The 18,076-nt window shown below is 69.8% G+C and carries 17 protein-coding genes; 7 read left to right on the top strand and 10 right to left on the bottom strand.

Going from position 1 to position 18,076, the window contains the following annotated elements; genetic code table 11:
• The first annotated feature begins 91 nt into the window (after positions 1-91).
• Both mmsA and mmsB read left to right on the top strand, forming a co-directional pair.
• On the top strand, positions 92-1,642 hold the full coding sequence (gene mmsA / locus NS184_RS02885; RefSeq protein ID WP_058724639.1) for a multiple monosaccharide ABC transporter ATP-binding protein: 1,551 nt from the start codon (positions 92-94) through the stop codon (positions 1,640-1,642).
• Positions 1,629-2,810: a multiple monosaccharide ABC transporter permease gene (gene mmsB, locus NS184_RS02880; RefSeq protein ID WP_058724638.1), complete on the top strand. Its 1,182-nt coding sequence runs from the start codon at positions 1,629-1,631 to the stop codon at positions 2,808-2,810. Before mmsA ends, mmsB begins: the two co-directional genes overlap by 14 nt.
• Before the next feature lie 155 nt (positions 2,811-2,965).
• On the opposite strand, the gene NS184_RS02875 is transcribed toward mmsB, so the two are convergent.
• On the bottom strand, positions 2,966-4,246 hold the full coding sequence (locus tag NS184_RS02875) for an alpha-amylase family glycosyl hydrolase (RefSeq protein ID WP_058724637.1): 1,281 nt from the start codon (positions 4,244-4,246) through the stop codon (positions 2,966-2,968).
• Positions 4,247-4,369: 123 nt separating this feature from the next.
• Between NS184_RS02875 and NS184_RS02870 the strand changes: the two genes are divergently transcribed.
• Both NS184_RS02870 and NS184_RS02865 read left to right on the top strand, forming a co-directional pair.
• The gene (locus tag NS184_RS02870) at positions 4,370-4,768 is read left to right on the top strand and encodes a DUF3253 domain-containing protein (protein WP_058724636.1); all 399 of its coding nucleotides are present in this window, start codon (positions 4,370-4,372) and stop codon (positions 4,766-4,768) included.
• A 36-nt stretch (positions 4,769-4,804) separates the two neighbouring features.
• A complete protein-coding gene (locus NS184_RS02865) occupies positions 4,805-5,899 on the top strand; it encodes an SDR family oxidoreductase (protein ID WP_058724635.1) in 1,095 nt (364 codons plus the stop codon).
• Positions 5,900-6,001: 102 nt separating this feature from the next.
• Here the strand turns inward: NS184_RS02865 and NS184_RS02860 are convergent, their stop codons facing one another.
• Genes NS184_RS02860 through NS184_RS02850 form a run of 3 tightly spaced genes read right to left on the bottom strand, consistent with a single transcriptional unit; the run spans position 6,002 to position 9,152 of the window.
• On the bottom strand, positions 6,002-6,901 hold the full coding sequence (locus NS184_RS02860) for a carbohydrate ABC transporter permease (RefSeq protein WP_083513401.1): 900 nt from the start codon (positions 6,899-6,901) through the stop codon (positions 6,002-6,004).
• The gene (locus NS184_RS02855; protein WP_083513400.1) at positions 6,898-7,851 is read right to left on the bottom strand and encodes a carbohydrate ABC transporter permease; all 954 of its coding nucleotides are present in this window, start codon (positions 7,849-7,851) and stop codon (positions 6,898-6,900) included. Before NS184_RS02855 ends, NS184_RS02860 begins: the two co-directional genes overlap by 4 nt.
• On the bottom strand, positions 7,848-9,152 hold the full coding sequence (locus NS184_RS02850; protein ID WP_058724634.1) for an ABC transporter substrate-binding protein: 1,305 nt from the start codon (positions 9,150-9,152) through the stop codon (positions 7,848-7,850). The genes NS184_RS02855 and NS184_RS02850 overlap by 4 nt, the downstream gene beginning before the upstream one ends.
• A 219-nt stretch (positions 9,153-9,371) precedes the next feature.
• On the opposite strand from NS184_RS02850, the gene NS184_RS17675 reads away from it, so the two are divergent.
• On the top strand, positions 9,372-9,548 hold the full coding sequence (locus NS184_RS17675; RefSeq protein WP_152998026.1) for a CsbD family protein: 177 nt from the start codon (positions 9,372-9,374) through the stop codon (positions 9,546-9,548).
• A gap of 86 nt (positions 9,549-9,634) precedes the next feature.
• On the opposite strand, the gene NS184_RS02845 is transcribed toward NS184_RS17675, so the two are convergent.
• Positions 9,635-10,708 (bottom strand): spore photoproduct lyase family protein, encoded by a 1,074-nt coding sequence (locus NS184_RS02845; RefSeq protein ID WP_083513404.1) that lies wholly within the window; start codon positions 10,706-10,708, stop codon positions 9,635-9,637.
• 44 nt (positions 10,709-10,752) lie between these two features.
• Here NS184_RS02845 and NS184_RS02840 point away from each other — a divergent pair, with 44 nt between their 5' ends.
• Positions 10,753-11,070 (top strand): hypothetical protein, encoded by a 318-nt coding sequence (locus NS184_RS02840; protein ID WP_058724633.1) that lies wholly within the window; start codon positions 10,753-10,755, stop codon positions 11,068-11,070.
• Here NS184_RS02840 and NS184_RS18170 read toward each other — a convergent pair.
• The 5 genes from NS184_RS18170 to NS184_RS02820 all read right to left on the bottom strand — a co-directional run bounded on the left by NS184_RS18170 (position 11,067) and on the right by NS184_RS02820 (position 16,684).
• Positions 11,067-11,219, bottom strand: coding sequence for a hypothetical protein (locus tag NS184_RS18170; protein ID WP_193750375.1), 153 nt, complete (start codon positions 11,217-11,219; stop codon positions 11,067-11,069). The two genes, NS184_RS02840 and NS184_RS18170, sit on opposite strands and share 4 nt — an antisense overlap.
• Before the next feature lie 185 nt (positions 11,220-11,404).
• On the bottom strand, positions 11,405-13,246 hold the full coding sequence (locus NS184_RS02835; RefSeq protein WP_058724632.1) for a glycoside hydrolase family 35 protein: 1,842 nt from the start codon (positions 13,244-13,246) through the stop codon (positions 11,405-11,407).
• Between the two features lie 77 nt (positions 13,247-13,323).
• A complete protein-coding gene (locus tag NS184_RS02830; RefSeq protein WP_152998025.1) occupies positions 13,324-14,661 on the bottom strand; it encodes an ABC transporter substrate-binding protein in 1,338 nt (445 codons plus the stop codon).
• 98 nt (positions 14,662-14,759) lie between these two features.
• The gene (locus NS184_RS02825; RefSeq protein WP_083513399.1) at positions 14,760-15,752 is read right to left on the bottom strand and encodes a carbohydrate ABC transporter permease; all 993 of its coding nucleotides are present in this window, start codon (positions 15,750-15,752) and stop codon (positions 14,760-14,762) included.
• Positions 15,749-16,684, bottom strand: a complete 936-nt coding sequence (locus tag NS184_RS02820; RefSeq protein WP_058724630.1) for a carbohydrate ABC transporter permease — start codon at positions 16,682-16,684, stop codon at positions 15,749-15,751. The genes NS184_RS02825 and NS184_RS02820 overlap by 4 nt, the downstream gene beginning before the upstream one ends.
• A 227-nt stretch (positions 16,685-16,911) precedes the next feature.
• Between NS184_RS02820 and NS184_RS02815 the strand changes: the two genes are divergently transcribed.
• A complete protein-coding gene (locus tag NS184_RS02815; protein WP_193750377.1) occupies positions 16,912-17,898 on the top strand; it encodes a LacI family DNA-binding transcriptional regulator in 987 nt (328 codons plus the stop codon).
• Positions 17,899-18,076 lie beyond the last annotated feature (178 nt).

The raw sequence follows: 18,076 nt of genomic DNA, 5'->3' as shown, positions 1-18,076 counted from the left end.
ACGGACGGGAGGCGCGGGTCGACACCGCCTGCGCGCCTCCCGTCCGTCTCCACTCGCGCGCCGACGCGCGCACGACGGAAAGGCGGTCCGCATGGCGGACACCATCCTCGAGATGCGGGACATCACCAAGACCTTCCCCGGTGTGAAGGCCCTGCAGGGCGTCTCCATCGAGGTCGAGCGCGGTCAGGTCCACGCGATCTGCGGCGAGAACGGCGCTGGCAAGTCGACCCTGATGAAGGTGCTGTCGGGGGTCTACCCGCACGGCACCTTCGACGGCGAGATCCTGCTCGACGGTCAGCCGGTGAAGTTCGGCTCCATCAACGACTCCGAGGCCGCTGGCGTGGTGATCATCCACCAGGAGCTCGCCCTCAGCCCGTTCCTGTCGATCGCCGAGAACATCTTCCTCGGCAACGAGCGCGTCAAGGGCGGGCTCATCGACTGGAACCAGACGAACCTCGAGGCGGCGTCGCTCCTGCAGCGCGTCGGCCTCAAGGACAACCCCGTCACGAAGATCGTCGACATCGGCGTCGGGAAGCAGCAGCTCGTCGAGATCGCGAAGGCACTCTCGAAGGACGTCAAGCTGCTCATCCTCGACGAGCCGACCGCCGCGCTGAACGACGACGACTCCGCCCACCTGCTCGACCTCATCCGGTCACTGCAGGCCGAGGGCATGACGGCGATCATCATCAGCCACAAGCTCAACGAGATCAAGGCGATCGCGGACAAGGTCACGATCATCCGCGACGGCAAGACCATCGAGACGCTCGACATGCACGGCGACGACGTCTCCGAGGACCGCATCATCCGCGGCATGGTCGGTCGCGACCTGTCCAGCCGCTACCCCGAGCGCGAACCGAAGATCGGCGAGGAGCTCCTGCGCATCGAGGACTGGACCGTCCACCACCCGCTCGACGGCTCCCGCGAGATCATCCACCAGGCGAACCTCAACGTCCGCGCGGGCGAGGTCGTCGGCATCGCCGGGCTCATGGGCGCCGGCCGCACCGAGCTCGCGATGAGCGTCTTCGGGCACTCGTACGGCACCGGCATCAGCGGCACCGTGTACAAGCGCGGTGTCCCGATCAAGACGAACACCGTGACGCGGGCGATCGACAACGGCATCGCGTACGCGACCGAGGACCGGAAGCGCTACGGCCTCAACCTGATCGACGACATCAAGCGGAACATCTCCGGCTCGGCGCTCGGCAAGCTCGCCAACTGGGGGTTCGTGAACAGCTCGCAGGAGACCACGGTCGCGTCGCAGTTCCTCAAGAGCATGAACATCAAGGCCCCCTCGGTGAACGCCGTCACGGGCAAGCTCTCCGGCGGCAACCAGCAGAAGGTCGTGCTGTCGAAGTGGATGTACGCCGACCCCGACGTGCTCATCCTCGACGAGCCGACCCGTGGCATCGACGTCGGGGCGAAGTACGAGATCTACACGCTCATCAACAGCCTGGCGGACCAGGGCAAGGGGATCATCGTGATCTCCTCCGAGCTCCCGGAGCTCCTCGGCATCTGCGACCGCATCTACACACTCTCCGAGGGCACGATCACCGCCGACGTGCCCCGCTCCGAGGCCACCCCAGAGGTCCTCATGCAGTACATGACCCAGGAACGGGAGACCCCTGTCAATGAACGCGCTTAAGTCCGCAGCGAGCTACCTCACCGGACAGCTCCGACAGATCGGCCTGTTCATCGCGCTGATCGTCATCGTGATCTTCTTCCAGGTGGCGACGAGCGGCATCACCCTGGCACCGATCAACGTGTCGAACATCATCGTCCAGAACAGCTACATCCTGATCCTGGCGATCGGCATGGTGATGGTCATCATCGCCGGCCACATCGACCTGTCCGTGGGCTCGGTCGTCGCGTTCAGCGGCGCGATGGCCGGTGTGATGATCACCCAGTGGGGTCTCCCCTGGCCGGTCGCGGTCGTCCTCTGCCTCGTGATCGGCGCACTCGTCGGCGCCTGGCAGGGCTTCTGGATCGCCTACTTCGGGATCCCGGCCTTCATCGTGACGCTGGCCGGCATGCTCGCCTTCCGCGGTGCGGCACAGATCGTCCTGCAGAACCAGCAGATCTCGCCGTTCCCGGCCGGCTTCCGGTCGCTCGGTTCCGGCTTCCTGCCGTCGTTCGGCACCACCGGGTACGAGCCGCTCACGATGGTCCTCGGCATCGCCGCGGCCGCGGTCATGGTGATCACGGCCTTCCGGGGCCGGGCGACCCGCCGCAAGTACCAGCTCGAGAGCGAGCCGTTCGCGTGGTTCATCGTGAAGACGGCGTTCGGCGTGGCGCTCGTGATCTACGTCGCCCTGCTGCTCGCGAGCTACAACGGCACGCCGATCGTGCTCGTCGTCCTCGGTGCGCTCGTGGTGATCTACTCGGTCGTCATGCGGAGCGCGGTGTTCGGTCGGCACGTCTACGCGATCGGCGGCAACGCCCTCGCCGCGCAGCTGTCCGGCGTCAAGACGAAGCGCGTCACGTTCCTGCTGTTCGTGAACATGGGCGTCATCGCGGCCCTGGCGGGCGTGGTCTTCACCGGCCAGCTCAACCTGGCGGCGCCGGGTGCGGGCAACGGCTTCGAGCTCGACGCCATCGCGGCCGTGTTCATCGGTGGCGCTGCCGTCACCGGCGGCATCGGCACCGTGCCGGGCGCGATCGTCGGTGGTCTCATCATCGGCATCCTGAACAACGGCATGTCGATCCTCGGCGTCGGCACGGAGTTCCAGTCGCTCATCAAGGGCCTGGTGCTGCTCGCCGCCGTCGCGTTCGACGTGTTCAACAAGCGTCGGGCGGCCGCCGCGCGCAAGTAGGGCGTCCGTCCCGCTCACCCGAGACTCGGTCTGGCGGACACGTTCGCGGCATCCGGGCCGCGAACGTGTCCGCCGGGCCGAGTCTCGTTGCGTGCGGGCCGAGTCTCGTGGCGTGCGCCCCGAGTCTCGTGGCGTGCGGGCCGGGCCGGGCTGGCTCAGGCCGTCAGGACGGCCCAACCCCCGGCCGGGAGGCGCAGGGTCCCGTCCCGCAGGTCTCCGCCGCCCGCCTCGACCCGCGTCGCACCCGCTGCGGGCACCTCGGCCGGTTCGTCCGCCACGTTCAGGGCGGTCACCACGGCCGCGTCCGCGGTCGCGGTCCGCAGCACGAGCGCGGTGTTCGTCAGGTGCACGACGTCGGTGTGCGCCCGGTGCAGCCACGGGTTCCGACGTCGGAGCGCCACGAGTGCCTCGTACGCGTGCGTCAGGTCGGTCGGTGCCGGGGGCAGCTCGGGGAACGCCGGACGGACTGCGTCGTCGCCGCCCTCGCGCTCCTCCTTCACGCCGGTCCAGCCGTACTCGTCGCCCGCGTACACGACCGGCGTCCCGGCCAGCGTGAAGAGCACCGCGGCTGCGTGACCGGTGAACCGCTCCCCCACGGCGCTCGCGATCCGGGTGACGTCATGGTTGCCGACGAACGTGGTCGGTGCCTGGGCCCCGAGCAGCTCGTCGTGCCGTTCGACCGCGTGCGCCAGCTCGAAGAGGTTCCGGTCCGCGATGCCGTGCCAGACCCCCTGCCACAGCTCGTACTGTGTGGTGGAGTCCATCGTCGACGCGCGGACGATCGCCGCCGCGTCGCCGTGGATGACCTCACCGCTGAACCAGGCGTCCGGGAACCGCTCCCGCACGCGCGGAAGCACCCGTGCCCAGAACGCCGGGGGCACGGCGTAGGCGGCGTCGAGCCGCCAGCCGTCGATCCCGCGTCCGAGCCAGTGGGTCATCACCGCGACGACGAGGTCCTCGGCGGTGCGGCCGTCGTGGTCGAGCGCGACGAGGATGTCGTGCCCCTCGAAGTCACGCACCGGAACCGGCTGCCCGGACACCCACCCCGACCAGTCGACGGCGAACAGGGCGGCGGTGTCGGCGTCCGGCCCGTGTTCCTCGACCGCACGGAAGGCCGGGTGCTCGCGACCGACGTGGTTGAACACCCCGTCGAGCAGCACCCGCACGCCACGCTCGTGCGCCGCCGCGACGAGTCGGTCGAAGTCGTCGTCATCCCCGAGGCGGGGGTCGATCCGGAGGTGGTCGACCGTGTCGTACCCGTGCGTCGAGCTCGCGAAGACCGGTCCGAGCAGCAGCCCGTTGAGCCCGAGGTCCACGACGTGGTCGAGCCACCGGGTGATGCGGTCGAGGCGGTGGTCCACGGGGCGGTCCTCGACCGCGGTCCCCGGTCGGACGTCGGCGCCGACGAACCCGAGCGGGTACACGTGCCACCACATCGCGTGCGGGACCCAGGCGGGCTCGGGCGGACGGACGGCATCGGGAACGGGGCTCACCTGGTCGATGGTGCCAGCCGAGCCTGGGCTGGGTACCGGACCGGACAACGGGGACAGGATGGTCGCATGGGACGCGCGATCAGGACCGAGGCCGACGCTGCCGCGAACGAGGCGGAGCACGCCGAGCGGACCTGCGCGTCGTGCGGTCGCCGGATGCCCTCCTCCGCGGCCCCGGACGCGAAGTACTGCTCGGCCGCGTGCCGGAAGCACGGCATCGACGCCACCGACCGGGCGCTCGAGCAGCGGATCGACGAACTGCTCGCGGCACGGTCCCGGTCGTCGAGCATCTGCCCGTCGGACGCCGCACGAGCCCTGGCCCCGGACGGCTGGCGCGACCTCATGGAACCGGCGCGACGGGCCGCCCGGCGCATGGTGGCGCGCGGCGAGGTCGAGATCACCCAGCACGGCAGCGTCGTGGACCCGTCGACCGCCAAGGGACCGATCCGGATCCGACGCCCCCGGTAGGGAACACCTGTCGTCCGCGGGCGTTGCACCACCACGATGACGAACACCACCGAACCGACGCCAGTCCGTCCCGAAGCCCTCGTCGTTGGTGCCAGCGGCATCACCGGCTCCGCGCTGGTGGACCACCTCCTCGACCTCGGGTGGGGCGTCACCGCGCTCTCCCGGCGACCGCTCCCCCGTGACGGCGTCCGCACCGTGGCCGCCGACCTCCGTGATCCCGGGTCGCTGCAGGCGGCACTCGCCGACGAACGTCCGACGCACGTCTTCTTCACCGCGTGGCAGCGGCAGGACACCGAGTCCGAGAACATCCGCGTGAACGGCGGCATGGTGCGAGACCTCCTCGCGGCCCTCTCGCACGCACCACTCGCGCACGTCGCCCTCGTCACCGGTCTGAAGCACTACCTCGGGCCCTTCGAGGCGTACGCAGCGGGCGAGATGCCGGACACCCCGTTCCACGAGGAGGAGCCGCGCCTCGACACCCCGAACTTCTACTACGCGCAGGAGGACGAGCTCTTCGCTGCGGCCGCGCGCCAGGGCTTCACGTGGTCGGTGCACCGCTCGCACACCGTCATCGGGCACGCCGTCGGCAACGCCATGAACATGGGCCTCACGATCGCCGTGCAGGCGACGCTCGCGAAGGAGCTCGACCTCGACTTCGTCTTCCCCGGCAGCGAGGCGCAGTGGAACGGCCTCACCGACATGACCGACGCGGGCATCCTCGCCGAGCACATGGTCTGGGCGGCGACGTCGCCCGAGGGGGCGGACGAGGCGTTCAACGTCGTGAACGGCGACGTGTTCCGCTGGCGCTGGATGTGGCCGCGGCTCGCCGCGCACCTCGGCGTCGACCCGGCGCGTGTCGTCGGGTTCGAGGGCGTGGCCCGGCCCCTCGAGGAGCAGATGGCGCCCTACGAGCAGGCATGGCCCGGGATCGTCGAGCGGCACGGCCTCGCCGAGTCGGACATCACGCGGCTCGCGTCCTGGTGGCACACCGACGCCGACCTCGGTCGCGCGATGGAGGTCGTCACCGACATGGGCAAGAGCCGTGAGGCCGGGTTCACGGCCTTCCGGCGCACCGAGCGCGCGTTCGCCGAGCTCTTCGAGCGCTACCACGCTGACCGCCTCGTCCCCTGATCCGACGCTCCTGGCCCGGCGGGCCGGGTCGCGACGCGACCGGAGAGCGGACGGGAGGCCCGGTGCGGGCCCGCACCGTGCCTCCCGTCCGCCCGTGGCGCGTCAGCGCAGGCCGCTGCGTGCGAAACCCTGCACGAACCAGCGTTGGAACACCAGGAAGACGACGAGGATCGGCACCACGTCGAGCAGGGCGAACGCCATGGTCGCGCCGTAGTCCGAGCCGAACTGCCCCTGCAGGTAGAGCAGGCCGATCGGCAGCGTGAAGAGGCGGTTCTCGCGCAGCGCGATGAGCGGCCACGCGAAGTCGTTCCACGCCTGCAGCAGGCTCATGAAGAACAGCACCGCGATGAGCGGACGGGACATCGGGAGCACGATGCGGAAGAAGACGCCCGCGTGCCCGGCGCCGTCGATCCGCGCCGCCTCGATGAGCTCCTTCGGGATCCCGAGCAGGAACTGCCGGGCGAGGAACACTCCGAACGCCGAGGCCGCACTCGGCAGGATGACCGCCCAGTAGGTGCCGTACAGGTGGAGGCCCGTGACGATCCGGAACAGCGACACCATGATCACCTGGACCGGTACGGCGAGGGTGGCCAACGCGATGAAGAACAGCACCGTCGACCCGCGGAACCGGAGCTGCGCGAACGCGTACCCGGCGAGCAGGCTGATCGCCGTGGTGAGCACGGCGACCGACACGGCGATCGCGGTGGAGTTGCCGAGCCACTCGACCACCGGGAACGACGAGAACACGCGGTCGAGGTTCTCCAGGGTGAGCGTCCGTGGGAAGAACCGGACGGTCCCACCGAGCAGTTCGGACCGCGGCGAGAACGCGACGACGACCATCCAGTAGAGCGGTGCGATGACGATCAGCGCGACGACCACCGCGACGACGGTGCGGAGGACGAACAGGCTCCGTGCGCGCCCGGCCGGTCGACGACGGTGCGGAGCGGTGCCGGCGCTGCGGGTGGTCAGGCGGTGCGGCCCGGGCTGCGACTGCGCGGTCATCCGGCGAGGTCCCGGTTCCCGCTGCCGCGCCACTGCGCGATCGCGAACACCACGGCGATGAGGAGCAGCACCATGCCGATCGCGGCCGCGTAGCCCTGGTCGCGGGTGACGAAGCCGGTGTCGTAGGCGTAGGTCACGAGCACCGACGTGGCGTTCCTCGGTCCGCCGCCGGTCAGCACGAAGACGATGTCGAACACCTGGAACGAGTAGATGACGTTCAGGACGGTGAGGAAGAACGTCGACGAGCCGAGGAGTGGCACCGTGATCGACCGGAGTCGTCGCGACCAGCCGGCACCGTCGAGCATCGCCGCCTCCGGGAGCTCCGGGCCGATGCCCTGCAGTCCGGCGAGGTAGATGAGCATGTTGAAGCCGACCCGCCACCAGATCGTCACGAGGACCACGGACGCGAACGCCGCGGTCGGGTCGGACTGCCACTGCACCGAGCTGATGCCGACGAGTCCCAGGAGGGCGTCCAGCACGCCGGAGTTCTGGTCGAACACCAGGACCCCGATGAGTGCCGTCGCCACGCCGGACACCGCCATCGGCGTGATGAGCACCGACCGGAAGAACCCCCGGGCCGGCAGGACGCTGTTCAGGAGCAGCGCTGCGAGCAGTCCGAGCCCCATCGAGATCGGCGTCACGAGCACCGTGAAGAGGACCGTGTTGAGCAGGGCCCGCCAGAACAGCGCATCGCCGATCAGCCGCTGGTAGTTCGCGAGGCCGGTCCACTCGGCCGCGCCGAACCCGTTCGTGCGCTGGAAGCTGATCACGAACGCGCCGACGAGCGGGACGAGCACGAACAGCGCGAGGAGCACCATGTTCGGTGCGACGAAGGCGTAGGCGGCGCGTTCCTCACGGCGAGCCGAGAGCGACCGCTTCGGGGCTCGCGCGGCTCGAGTGCTCGTCGAGCGCGCACCACCTGCGGACGGGCTGCTCGTCTGCGCGCTCATGCTCGTCCTCCGGTCGCGGCGGCGATGCCGCGCTGCAGGGTCGCGACCGTCTCCCGGGCTCCGGCCCCGCCGACGAAGGCGTCCTCGAGGCCGTTCTGCAGGACCGTGATGATCGACGCCATGTCCGGCGACGCCACCTGTGCGACGTCCTCCGGCTGGATCACCGACGCCTGGTCGACGAAGGTGCGGGTGAGCTCGGGGCGCACCCGGAACCGCAGCCCGCCGTCGACGAGGTCGCGCCGGGTCGGGAGCAACGACGCCCGCTCGCAGAAGTCCTGCATCTGCGGGCGCCGGGTGATGAAGTCGAGGAAGGACGCCGCGAGGTCCGGCTTGGTCGTCTGCGCGGTCGCGACGAGGGCGTTGCCACCGAAGTCACTGCCGCCACGCTCCTGCCGAGGCGCGTACGTCGCCGTCCAGGGGAAGTCCAGGGTCTGCGCGGCGTCCGGGATCTGGAACGCGCCGGACCACACCATCGCGACGCGCTGCCGGTACCAGGTGTCGCTGGCGTAGGTGGCGGACTTGATCGAGTCGTTCGCCGGCACCCACCGCTCCTCGAAGAACCGCTGCGCGAAGGACACGGCCCTGCGTCCAGCAGCACTGTCGATCGCCGGGGTCTTCTGATCCGCGTCCAGGAACGCACCACCGGCCTGGAACAGCAGGCTCAGCCAGCGGGTGACACCGTTCCCTTGCCAGTTGTAGGCGAACGGGTAGACGTCGTCCGGCAGGGCGCCGCGGAGCCGGTCGGCGACGTCACCGAGCTCGTCCCACGTCCACGCCTCGTCGACGGACCGCGGCAGCTCGGTCACCCCGGCCTGCTCCATCAGGTCCGTGTTCACCAGGATCGCCGAGGTGTCGGTGTGGTGCGGCACCCCGAACGGACGGCCGTCAGACTGCACCGCCGCCCATGCCGTCGCAGTGAACCGGTCGCCCACGCCGGCATTCAGCGATCGGGAGAGGTCGAGCAGCTGACCGCGGCCGGCGTACGCGCCGAACGAGTAGTACGGCACGCGGAACACGTCGGGTGGGTTGCCGGCCTGCAGCTGCGCGTCGATGTTCGTGAACATCTGCTCGTACGGCACCGCGTTGAGCGCGACCTTCCGGCCCGGGTACGCCCGTTGGAACCCTCGGATGGCGGTGCGGAAACCGGCCAGCTCGGCGTCCGTACCCCATGTCGTGAACGTCAGGGTGTCCGCGTCCGCCTGCCCGCCCGTGTCCTGCGGGACGAAGCCGCACCCCGCCAGGGCGACGGGCAGCGTGACGGCACCGAGCCCCGCGAGGAGCGTTCGGCGTGTGATGTGCACTTGTTCTCCGATGATCGGTCCGGGGCTGGGACGACATCCGTGGCGCCAGCATGCTCCGTCGGCACGGAACCGGTGCACTCCCGCATGATCCGTACCCCGTTCGAACCAACCGGGGGACACGAACCTGCGGTCCGGCCGCGAGCCGCGCGATCCGGCCTGGTTGTGTTCGTGGCACAGGCGCCGGGGACCCTCGGCGGTTCCCGGAGGAAGGAAGACACCATGTCGCTCGGAGACAAGGCGAAGGACGTCACCCAGAAGGTCGTCGGCAAGGTCGAGGAAGCGGTCGGCAAGCACACCGACGACGCCGAGCTGAAGCACCAGGGCCAGAAGGACCAGGTCATGGGCGAAGGCCGTCTCGAGACGGAGAAGGCCAAGGACAAGCTCGACGGTCACTGATCCGTCGCCTCACGAGACGCCCGTGCCGATCCGGCGCGGGCGTTCGTCGTGTCCGGGGCGTCACCCCTGCCGCGGCGTGCCGGTGGTCAGAACGCGTAGCGGATACGGCAGCTCGGCAGGTGCTCGGCCACCAGTTCCCGGAACCGCTCGACGAGCTGGCCCTTCATCCCGGAGCGGTAGCGGACGTTCACGGCGCCGTTCTGCGAGACCTTCTGCTCCTGCAGGTCCGGCCGCCACAGCAGGTCCTCGGCCTTGGGGTGCCAGCCGAGGTTGACCTCGTGCAACGGCTCGTTGTGCGTCAGGAAGATCACCTCGGCCGCGAGCTGCGCCTTCGCCGTCGGGGAGAGCACGTCGTCGACCTGCCGCAGCAGCTCGGCCCAGTCGGACTCCCACGTCGGGGTGAGGATGACCGGCGAGAAGTTGAGGTGGACCTCGTACCCGGCGTCGACGAAGTCGTTCACGGCGGCGATGCGCTCGGCGATCGGGCTCGTCCGGATGTCGGTGACCTTCGCGGTCTCGTGCGGCATGAGCGAGAACCGGATGCGGGTGCGGCCCATCGGGTCCCAGTCGAGCAGCTCGCGGTTCACGTACTTCGTCGCGAACGACGCCTTCGCGGTCGGCGTCATCCGGAAGAGATCGCAGAGGTCGCGCACGTTGTCGCTGATCATCGCGTCGACCGAGCAGTCGCTGTTCTCACCGATGTCGTACACCCACGCCTCGGGGTCGCACTGGTTCGGTTCGCTCTTCGGCCCCTGCTTCGCGATGTTCCGGGCGACGTGCTTCGTGATCTGCTCGATGTTCGCGAACACCGTGACGGGGTTCGAGTATCCCTTGCGCCGGGGCACGTAACAGTACGCGCACGCCATGGCACAGCCGTTCGCGGTCGACGGGGCGATGAAGTCGGCCGAGCGCCCGTTCGGCCGGGTGACGAGCGACTTCTTCACGCCGAGGACGAGCGCCTCGGTCTTGATCCGCACCCACCGCTGCACGTTGCGCTCGTCGCCGTGGACCTCGGGGATGTTCCAGTGCGAGGCGACGGGAACGATCTCGGCGTCGGGCCAGCGACCGACGACTTCCTGCCCACGAGGCAGGGCGAGGGCGGCGTCCTCGGCGTAGATGCGTCGGACGTCGAGCATCGGACGCGTGCGTGCTTCGCTCATCGCCACCTGTCTACCGGTGACCACCGACGGTGCAGACTCGGATCATGCCCGCCGAGCCCGACGACCACTTCTTCGTCGTCGACGGTCGGCGGTGGCGACGGACGGACCCGGCGATCCCCGAGGACGTCGCCGCCGCACTCCGGTCGCACCTCGGGCGTGGGCGGAACGCCGTCAAGCAGGCGAGGCGGGCCGGAGACGAGGACGCGCTGGCTGCCGCACGGCACCGCAACGGCCTGGCGAAGCACGGCCTCGGCGAGCGCGGGCCGGAGTGGTGGTCACGACCGGAAGCCGATCGCGTCGCCGACGCCCGACGTGCGCTCGAGGACCTCGACGCCCTCGACGCCCTCGACCGATCCGACTAGGGGCGGTACTCGGCTCGCTTCGCCGGCGGCGGGGTCGGCGGAGCGCCGGGGCCCACGTTGCCGTTCGACCCGAGCCCGTCGAGCGCGCGGGCGAGCACCTGCAGGACCGTCACGACCGCCCGGCCGGCGGCCTTCACCACGTCCCACATCGCGTTCCCCCTTCGACGTGCCCCCGGCGCTACCCGCCGCAGTACTCCAGCGCGCCCGACAATCCCCGTGCGTATGCGATCAGGAAGAAGAACGGGCGTACCTGGTCGAAAGGTTCGACCAGGTACGCCCGTTCCGACCAGGGACACCCGTTTGAACCGGTCACGCCGGAGCGCGCCGCGCGGCGTCAGCCCTCGGTGTGGCCGAGGTCCGGCTCGGCGAGCAGGCACACCGTGCGCGACGCCGACGCGTGCATTTCGAACACGACGACCTCGTTCCGGCCCTCCCGGAGCACCGGCCCCGGCACGGCGAGGGTCTTCTGCGGCCCGCGCGACCAGTACCGCCCGAGGCAGAAGCCGTTCACCCATGCGACGCCCTTGCGGAAGCCGTCGAGGCACAGGTAGCGGTCGTCGACGGACGCGAGCTCGAACGAGCCGGACGCGAACACCGGTCCGGCGAGCACGTCGCCGTCGTTCGGATCACCGGCGTCGAGCACCGCCAGCGCTGCCGGGGCGATCGGGTCGAGCGCGAGCGGCGACGCCGTCCACCGGGACAGCAGCTCGCCGTCGACCCGGACGTCCCCGATGAGGCCCTTCGGCTCGCCGATGCGGGGACCGTAGTCGACGCGACCCTGATCCTCGACGAGCAGCTCCAACGTGCCGGTGACCGGCGGCAGTGTGATCGCACGGTCGTGGTGCTCACGTTCCAGGACCCCGACGACGACGCCGTCGACGGTCACCAGCGCACGGTCGCGGACCTCGGTGCCGACGGTGAGGACGCCGCCGGTGGGCAGCGCGACCTCGGTGCGGTACAGCACGAATCCGGAGGCGGCGCCGAGCGTGTCGAAGGTGGGCGGCGCGTCGTGCGTGGTCCACGTGGCGAGCGACGGCAGGAGCGTCGCCAGGGGTGCGACGTGGTCGAGACGGACGGCGACGTCCGTAGCGGGCGCGCGCTGCGCCTCCAGGCCGACGCCGGGACCAGCGACGACGTCGTCGTCGTCGATGAGTCGACCCGATCCGCCCGGCTGCATCGACGCCGGCAGCGGCGGCACGGGCGCGTAGCGCTCGATGACGGAGCGGAACGCGTGGAACTTCTCCGTCGGCCGGCCGGCCTCGTCGAGCGGTGCGTCGTAGTCGTACGACGTCGCGATCGGGCGGTAGACGCCCTTGTCGTTCGCGCCGTTCGTGAAGCCGAAGTTCGTGCCGCCGTGGAACATGTAGATGTTCACCGAGCCGCCGGCAGCGAGCAGCACGTCGAGCTCGGCTGCGCTGTCGGACGCCGGTGTCGTGTGGTGGTGCTCGCCCCAGCTGTCGAACCAGCCGTCCCAGAACTCGGAGCACATGAGCGGCCCGGTCGGCTGGACCTCGCGGAGGCGTTCGATGCGGGCGGCGGCACGGGACCCGAACGAGCCGGTCTTGTGCAGGGACGGGAGCGACCCGTCCTCGAGCATGGTGCCCATCGGCTGGTCGACGCTCGTGAACGGCACCGTCAGGCCGATGTCCCGGTGCATCTGCTCGAGCTTCGACAGGTAGACGGGGTCGGAGCCGTAGGCGCCGTACTCGTTCTCGACCTGGACGAGCACGATCGGGCCGCCGTCGTCGATCTGCCGCGGGACCAGCACCGGCGCCAACGCCTGCAGGTACGACGAAACTGCTGCGAGGAACCCCGGCTCGTCACGGCGCACCCCGACGGTGCCGTCCGCGAAGAGCCAGTACGGCAGCCCGCCGTTGGTCCACTCGGCGCAGATGTAGGGGCCGGGTCGGACGATGGCGTGCATGCCCTCCGCGGCGACGAGGTCGAGGAACCGGCCGAGGTCGAGTCCGCCGGTGAGGTCGAAGACCCCGGGGCGCGGCGCGTGCGCGTTCCAGGCGACGTACGTCTCGATGGTGTTGAGGCCCATGAGCTTGGCCTTGCGGATGCGGTCCTGCCACAGGTCGGGGTGGACGCGGAAGTAGTGGATCGCACCGGACAGGACGCGGTGCGGCTCCCCGTCGAGCAGGAAGTCGGTGTCGCCGATGGCGAAGCGCATGGGAGGGGCCTTTCAGGGGTCGGGGCCGCGCGGACGGTGTCCGCGCGGCCCCGGTTCGGATCGAACGGGTGCGCTGGTTACTTCGAGGTGACCTTGAAGCCCTGCTCGTTGCCGTACTTCACGATGGCCTTCTGCCAGGCCTCGAGGCCGGCGTTCAGGTCGGACTTGTTCTGGTACGCCTGGCCGACGGTGTCTGCGTAGACGCTGTTCGCGTAGACCTGGAAGGGCAGGTACTGCCAGCCCTCGGCGACGCTGGAGGACGCCTTCGACAGGGTCTCGTTGATCGCCTCGCCGCCGAAGTACTCCGGCTTCTCGGCGGTGAAGGACGACGAGGTGAGCTGCGCCTTGGTCGAGGGGAACCCGCCGGACTTCAGGAACACGTCGATCGAGTCCTGCGAGGAGTTCAGCCACTTGAGGAAGCCCGCGGCGAGGGCCGGGTTCTTCGACTGCTTCATGACGACCTCGGCGGAGCCACCGTTGTTCGCGGTGACGTCGGAGGAGCCGTCGTAGGTCGGGATCGGGGCGACGCGCCAGTTGCCGCTGCCGTCCTTCACGCTCGACTCCAGGACGCCGGGCATCCAGGCGCCGGTGACCATCGTGGCGATCTCACCGTTGCCGAGCTGCTTGTACCAGTCGTCGGTCCAGCCGGGCGTCTGCGAGAGCAGGCCCTTCTCGACGAGCTGGTTCCAGGTCGAGGTCCACTTCTTGGTGCCCTCGTCCTGCAGGTTGACCGTGACGTCGGTGCCCTTGACCTCGAACGGACGGCCGCCGGCCTGCCAGATCATCGAGGTGGTGAAGCCCGCGTCGCCGGAGTCGGCCGCGATGTAGGCGTTCGGGTTCGACTCGTGGATCTTCTCGGCGTCGGCGACGTACTCGTCCCACGTCTTCGGCGGCGTGGTGATGCCGGCTTCCTTGAAGGTCTTCTCGTTGTAGAACATCGCCATGGGGCCGGAGTCCTGCGGCAGGCCGTAGACCTTGCCGTCGAGGTCGACCGACTGCCAGGTGCCCGCGCCGTACTTGTCGGCGAGCTTGTCGAAGCCGTACGACTTGAGGTCGACGAGCGAGTCGCTCAGGGCGAACTGCGGCAGGGCGAAGTACTCGATCTGCGCGACGTCGGGGGCGCCCGAGCCGGCCTTGATCGTGTTCTGCAGCTTCGTGTACTGGTCGTTGCCGGTACCGGCGTTGACGAGCTTGACCTTCACCTTGGGGTAGGCCTTCTCGAACGCGGCGACCTGGGCCTCGGCGGAGGGGGTCCACGACCAGTAGGTGAGCGTGCCGCCCTTCTCGAGGGCCTTGGTGATGTCGTCGGACGACCCGCCGGAGCCGGAGCCGCCGGAGGCGCATGCGGTCATGGCGATCGCTGCGGTGACGCCGATCGCGAGGGCGCTGAGCCCGCGCCGGAGACGCTTGTGCATTGGTGTGCCTTTCACTTCTTCGTGGAGAGGGGTGGTGCTGCTGTGTGCCGGGCCGGGAGGCGCGTGACGGGGCCGCCCCGCGCCTCCCGTCCGACCGGTCACGCCTTGACGGAGCCGGCCGCGAGGCCGGACTGCCAGGAACGCTGGAGGAAGAGGAACGCGACGACGATCGGGACGATCGTGAGGAGCGATCCGGTGATGACGAGGTTGTAGATCGGGTGTGCGGAGACGCCCTGCGCCTGCGCGCTCCACTGGTTGAGACCGACCGTGAGCGGGTAGAGGTTCGGGTCGCTCAGCATGATCAGGGGCAGGAAGTAGTTGTTCCACGTCGCCACCACCGCGAAGAGCAGGACGGTGACCACACCGGGTGCGAGCAGCCGGAGTGCGATCGTGAAGAAGATCCGGAACTCGCCGGCGCCGTCCATGCGGGCCGCCTCGATGACCTCCATCGGGACCGCGTCGATCGCGTACGTCCAGATGAGGTACATGCCGAACGGGCTGATGAGCGAGGGCAGGATGATCGCCCACGGGGTGTTCGTCAGGCCGACGGACGAGAACAGCAGGAACGTCGGGACGGCGAGCGCGGTGCCCGGGATGGCGATCGCGCCGAGCACGACCGCGAAGACCGCACGGCGACCGGGGAAACGGAACTTCGCCATGCCGTAGCCCGCGATCGTGGCGAGCAGGGTCGCCCCGCCGGCGCCGACGACGACGTAGAGGACGGTGTTCGCGAGCCAGCGGAGGTAGATGCCGCCGTCGTACGTCAGCGTCTCGCCGATGTTCTGGAACAGCGAGAAGCCGTTGCCGAACCAGAGTCCGAAGGTGCTGAGCAGGTCGTCCTGCGACTTCGTCGCGTTGACGACGAGGTAGAAGAGCGGCAGCAGCGAGTAGACGGTGATGACGATCATCACCACGAGCAGCAGGGTCGACTTGCGGGCGCGGGGACCGCGACCCTTCGCCCCGGTCCGACCGCTCGTCCCGTTCGTCCCGTTCGGCCGGGAGGCGCGGGTGCGGCCCGCCCCGCCGCGTCCGCGGGTGGTCACCGCCTCCGTCACGGTCGCGGCCGGGGTGTGGGTCTCGACGGCGCTCATCGGTTCTCCGCTCGGGTCCCGCGCACCTGGACGATGTAGGCGATCACCGCAGTGATGACACCCATGACGATCGCGACGGTGGCGGAGTAGTTGAACTGCTGGCCGCTGAAGGACAGCGAGTAGGCGTACATGTTCGGGGTGAAGGCACTGCCGATGACGTTCGGGGCGAGGGTCTTCAGGAGGTTCGGCTCGTTGAAGAGCTGGAAGCTGCCGATGATCGAGAAGATCGTGGCGATGACGATCGAGCCGCGGAGCGCCGGGATCTTGATGGACCACACGGTGCGCAGGGGGCCGGCGCCGTCGATCTCGGCGGCCTCGTAGAGCTCGGTGGGGACGACGCGGAGCGCTGCGTAGAAGATCAGCATGTTGTAGCCGACGAACTCCCACGTGACGATGTTGCCGATCGACGCGAGCACCCAGTCGGGGCTGAACGGCTGCAGGAGGTCGATGCCGAGCGCCGAGTTGATCGAGCCCGTCAGACCGAACTGGTTGCCGTAGATGAAGCCCCAGATGAGCGCCGCGACGACACCGGGGACCGCGTACGGCAGGAAGATCGCGATGCGGAAGAACGAGGAGGCCCAGAGCCGGGCGCTGTCGAGCGCGAGGGCGGCGATGAGCGCGACCACGAGCATGATCGGCACCTGCACGACGAGGAACAGCGCGACGCGGCCGAACCCCTGCCAGAACTTGGCGTCCTGGAAGAGCTGTACGTAGTTGGCGAACCACACGAACTGGTTGCCGCCGATGAGCTGGTCGCGGAAGAGGCTGAGCCAGAGGGCGTAGCCGATCGGGACGACGAGCATCGCGACGAGGACGACGACGAACGGACCGACGAACATCCAGCCGGTCCAGCGGCCGCGTTGCTTGGTCCGGCGCCGCGGCGGCGTCGCCGGAGCTGCGGCTCCTGGCGCACGCGCTTCGAGCGTGGTCATGTGACTCCCTTGTCGTGCTGGCGCTGCAGACGAGCGGCGTTCGGGGTGCCGGTCGTGCTGCGATCGGGTGCGTCGATGTTGACGTCAACATCGAACGACGCGACGATAGCATGGCAACGTCAACATGCGCTACCGTCACCGGAGTCGGGCTCGATCACGATCCGATGTCGAGCGCCGAGGGAGGCCCCGTGACCACGGAGATCAGCGGCGTGCGCCGCGCCCCGTCGATGGCTGCGGTCGCCGAGGCCGCCGGGGTCTCGATGCAGACCGTGTCCCGCGTCGCTCGGGGCTTCGACAACGTCTCCCCCGACACCCGCGATCGTGTCCAGCAGGCGATGGACACGCTCGGCTACCGCCCGAACCGCGCCGCACGGGCCCTGCGCTCCGGCCGCTTCCGCACGATCGGCGTGATCATGTTCACGCTCGCGTCGTTCGGCAACATGCGCACCCTCGAGGCGATCGCCGACGCCGCGGGCGCCGCAGACTTCACGATCACGTTGTTGCCGATGGCCTCCCGCACCGAAGAGGGCGTCCGCTCGGCGTTCTCACGACTGCACGAGCAGGCCGTCGACGGGGTCGTCATCATCATCGAGTCGCACATCATCGACACCGCCGAGGTGGCCCTGCCCGACGGCGTGCCGATGGTGGTCGTCGACTCCACGGGCACGACCGAGCACCCGGCGATCGACACCGACCAGGCCGACGGCGCGCGGCTCGCGACCCAGCACCTGCTCGACCTCGGGCACGAGACCGTGTGGCACGTCGCCGGACCGACCTCGTCGTACTCGGCCGCACGTCGCCTCGCCGCGTGGCAGGACACGCTCGAGCGCGCCGGTCGCGTCGTGCCGCCGGTGTTCCACGGCGGGTGGAACACGGAGTCGGGCTACCGCGCGGGTCAGACGATCGCCGCGCGTCCGGACATCACGGCGGTGTTCGCCGCGAACGACCAGACCGCGCTCGGTGTGCTCCGGGCCGCGCACGAGGCCGGCCGCTCCGTACCCGAGACGCTCAGCGTGGTGGGCTTCGACGACTCGCCCGAGGCCGACTCGTTCTGGCCGCCGCTGACGAGCGTGCACCAGTCCTTCGACGAGGTCGGCCGCCGAGCCGTGGCGAACCTCCTCGCCCAGATCGACGGTGACGCCGTGCCGGCCGGCACGGACCTCGTGCCCGTCCGACTCGTGGTCCGATCGAGCACGGCCCCGCCGCCAGCCTGACGTGTGAGCGCCCGACCCCGGCCGGCTCGGCAGCCGGCGGCGCCGCTCGGCGCGAGTCGTGCTCACGGCGCGAGGTCGTTCCGCCGCAGCGTGTGGACTCCTCGCAGCGTGCGCCCAGCTCGCCCGGCCGGAAGCGTGCGCCCAGCCCCCCGGGCGGAAGCGTGCGCCCAGCTCGCCC

The sequence above is a fragment of the Curtobacterium luteum genome, assembly GCF_001475545.1.
Lineage (GTDB): Bacteria > Actinomycetota > Actinomycetes > Actinomycetales > Microbacteriaceae > Curtobacterium > Curtobacterium luteum_A.
The sequence above is the reverse complement of the archived record's forward strand: the minus strand, read 5'-3'. Positions and strand labels throughout refer to the sequence as shown.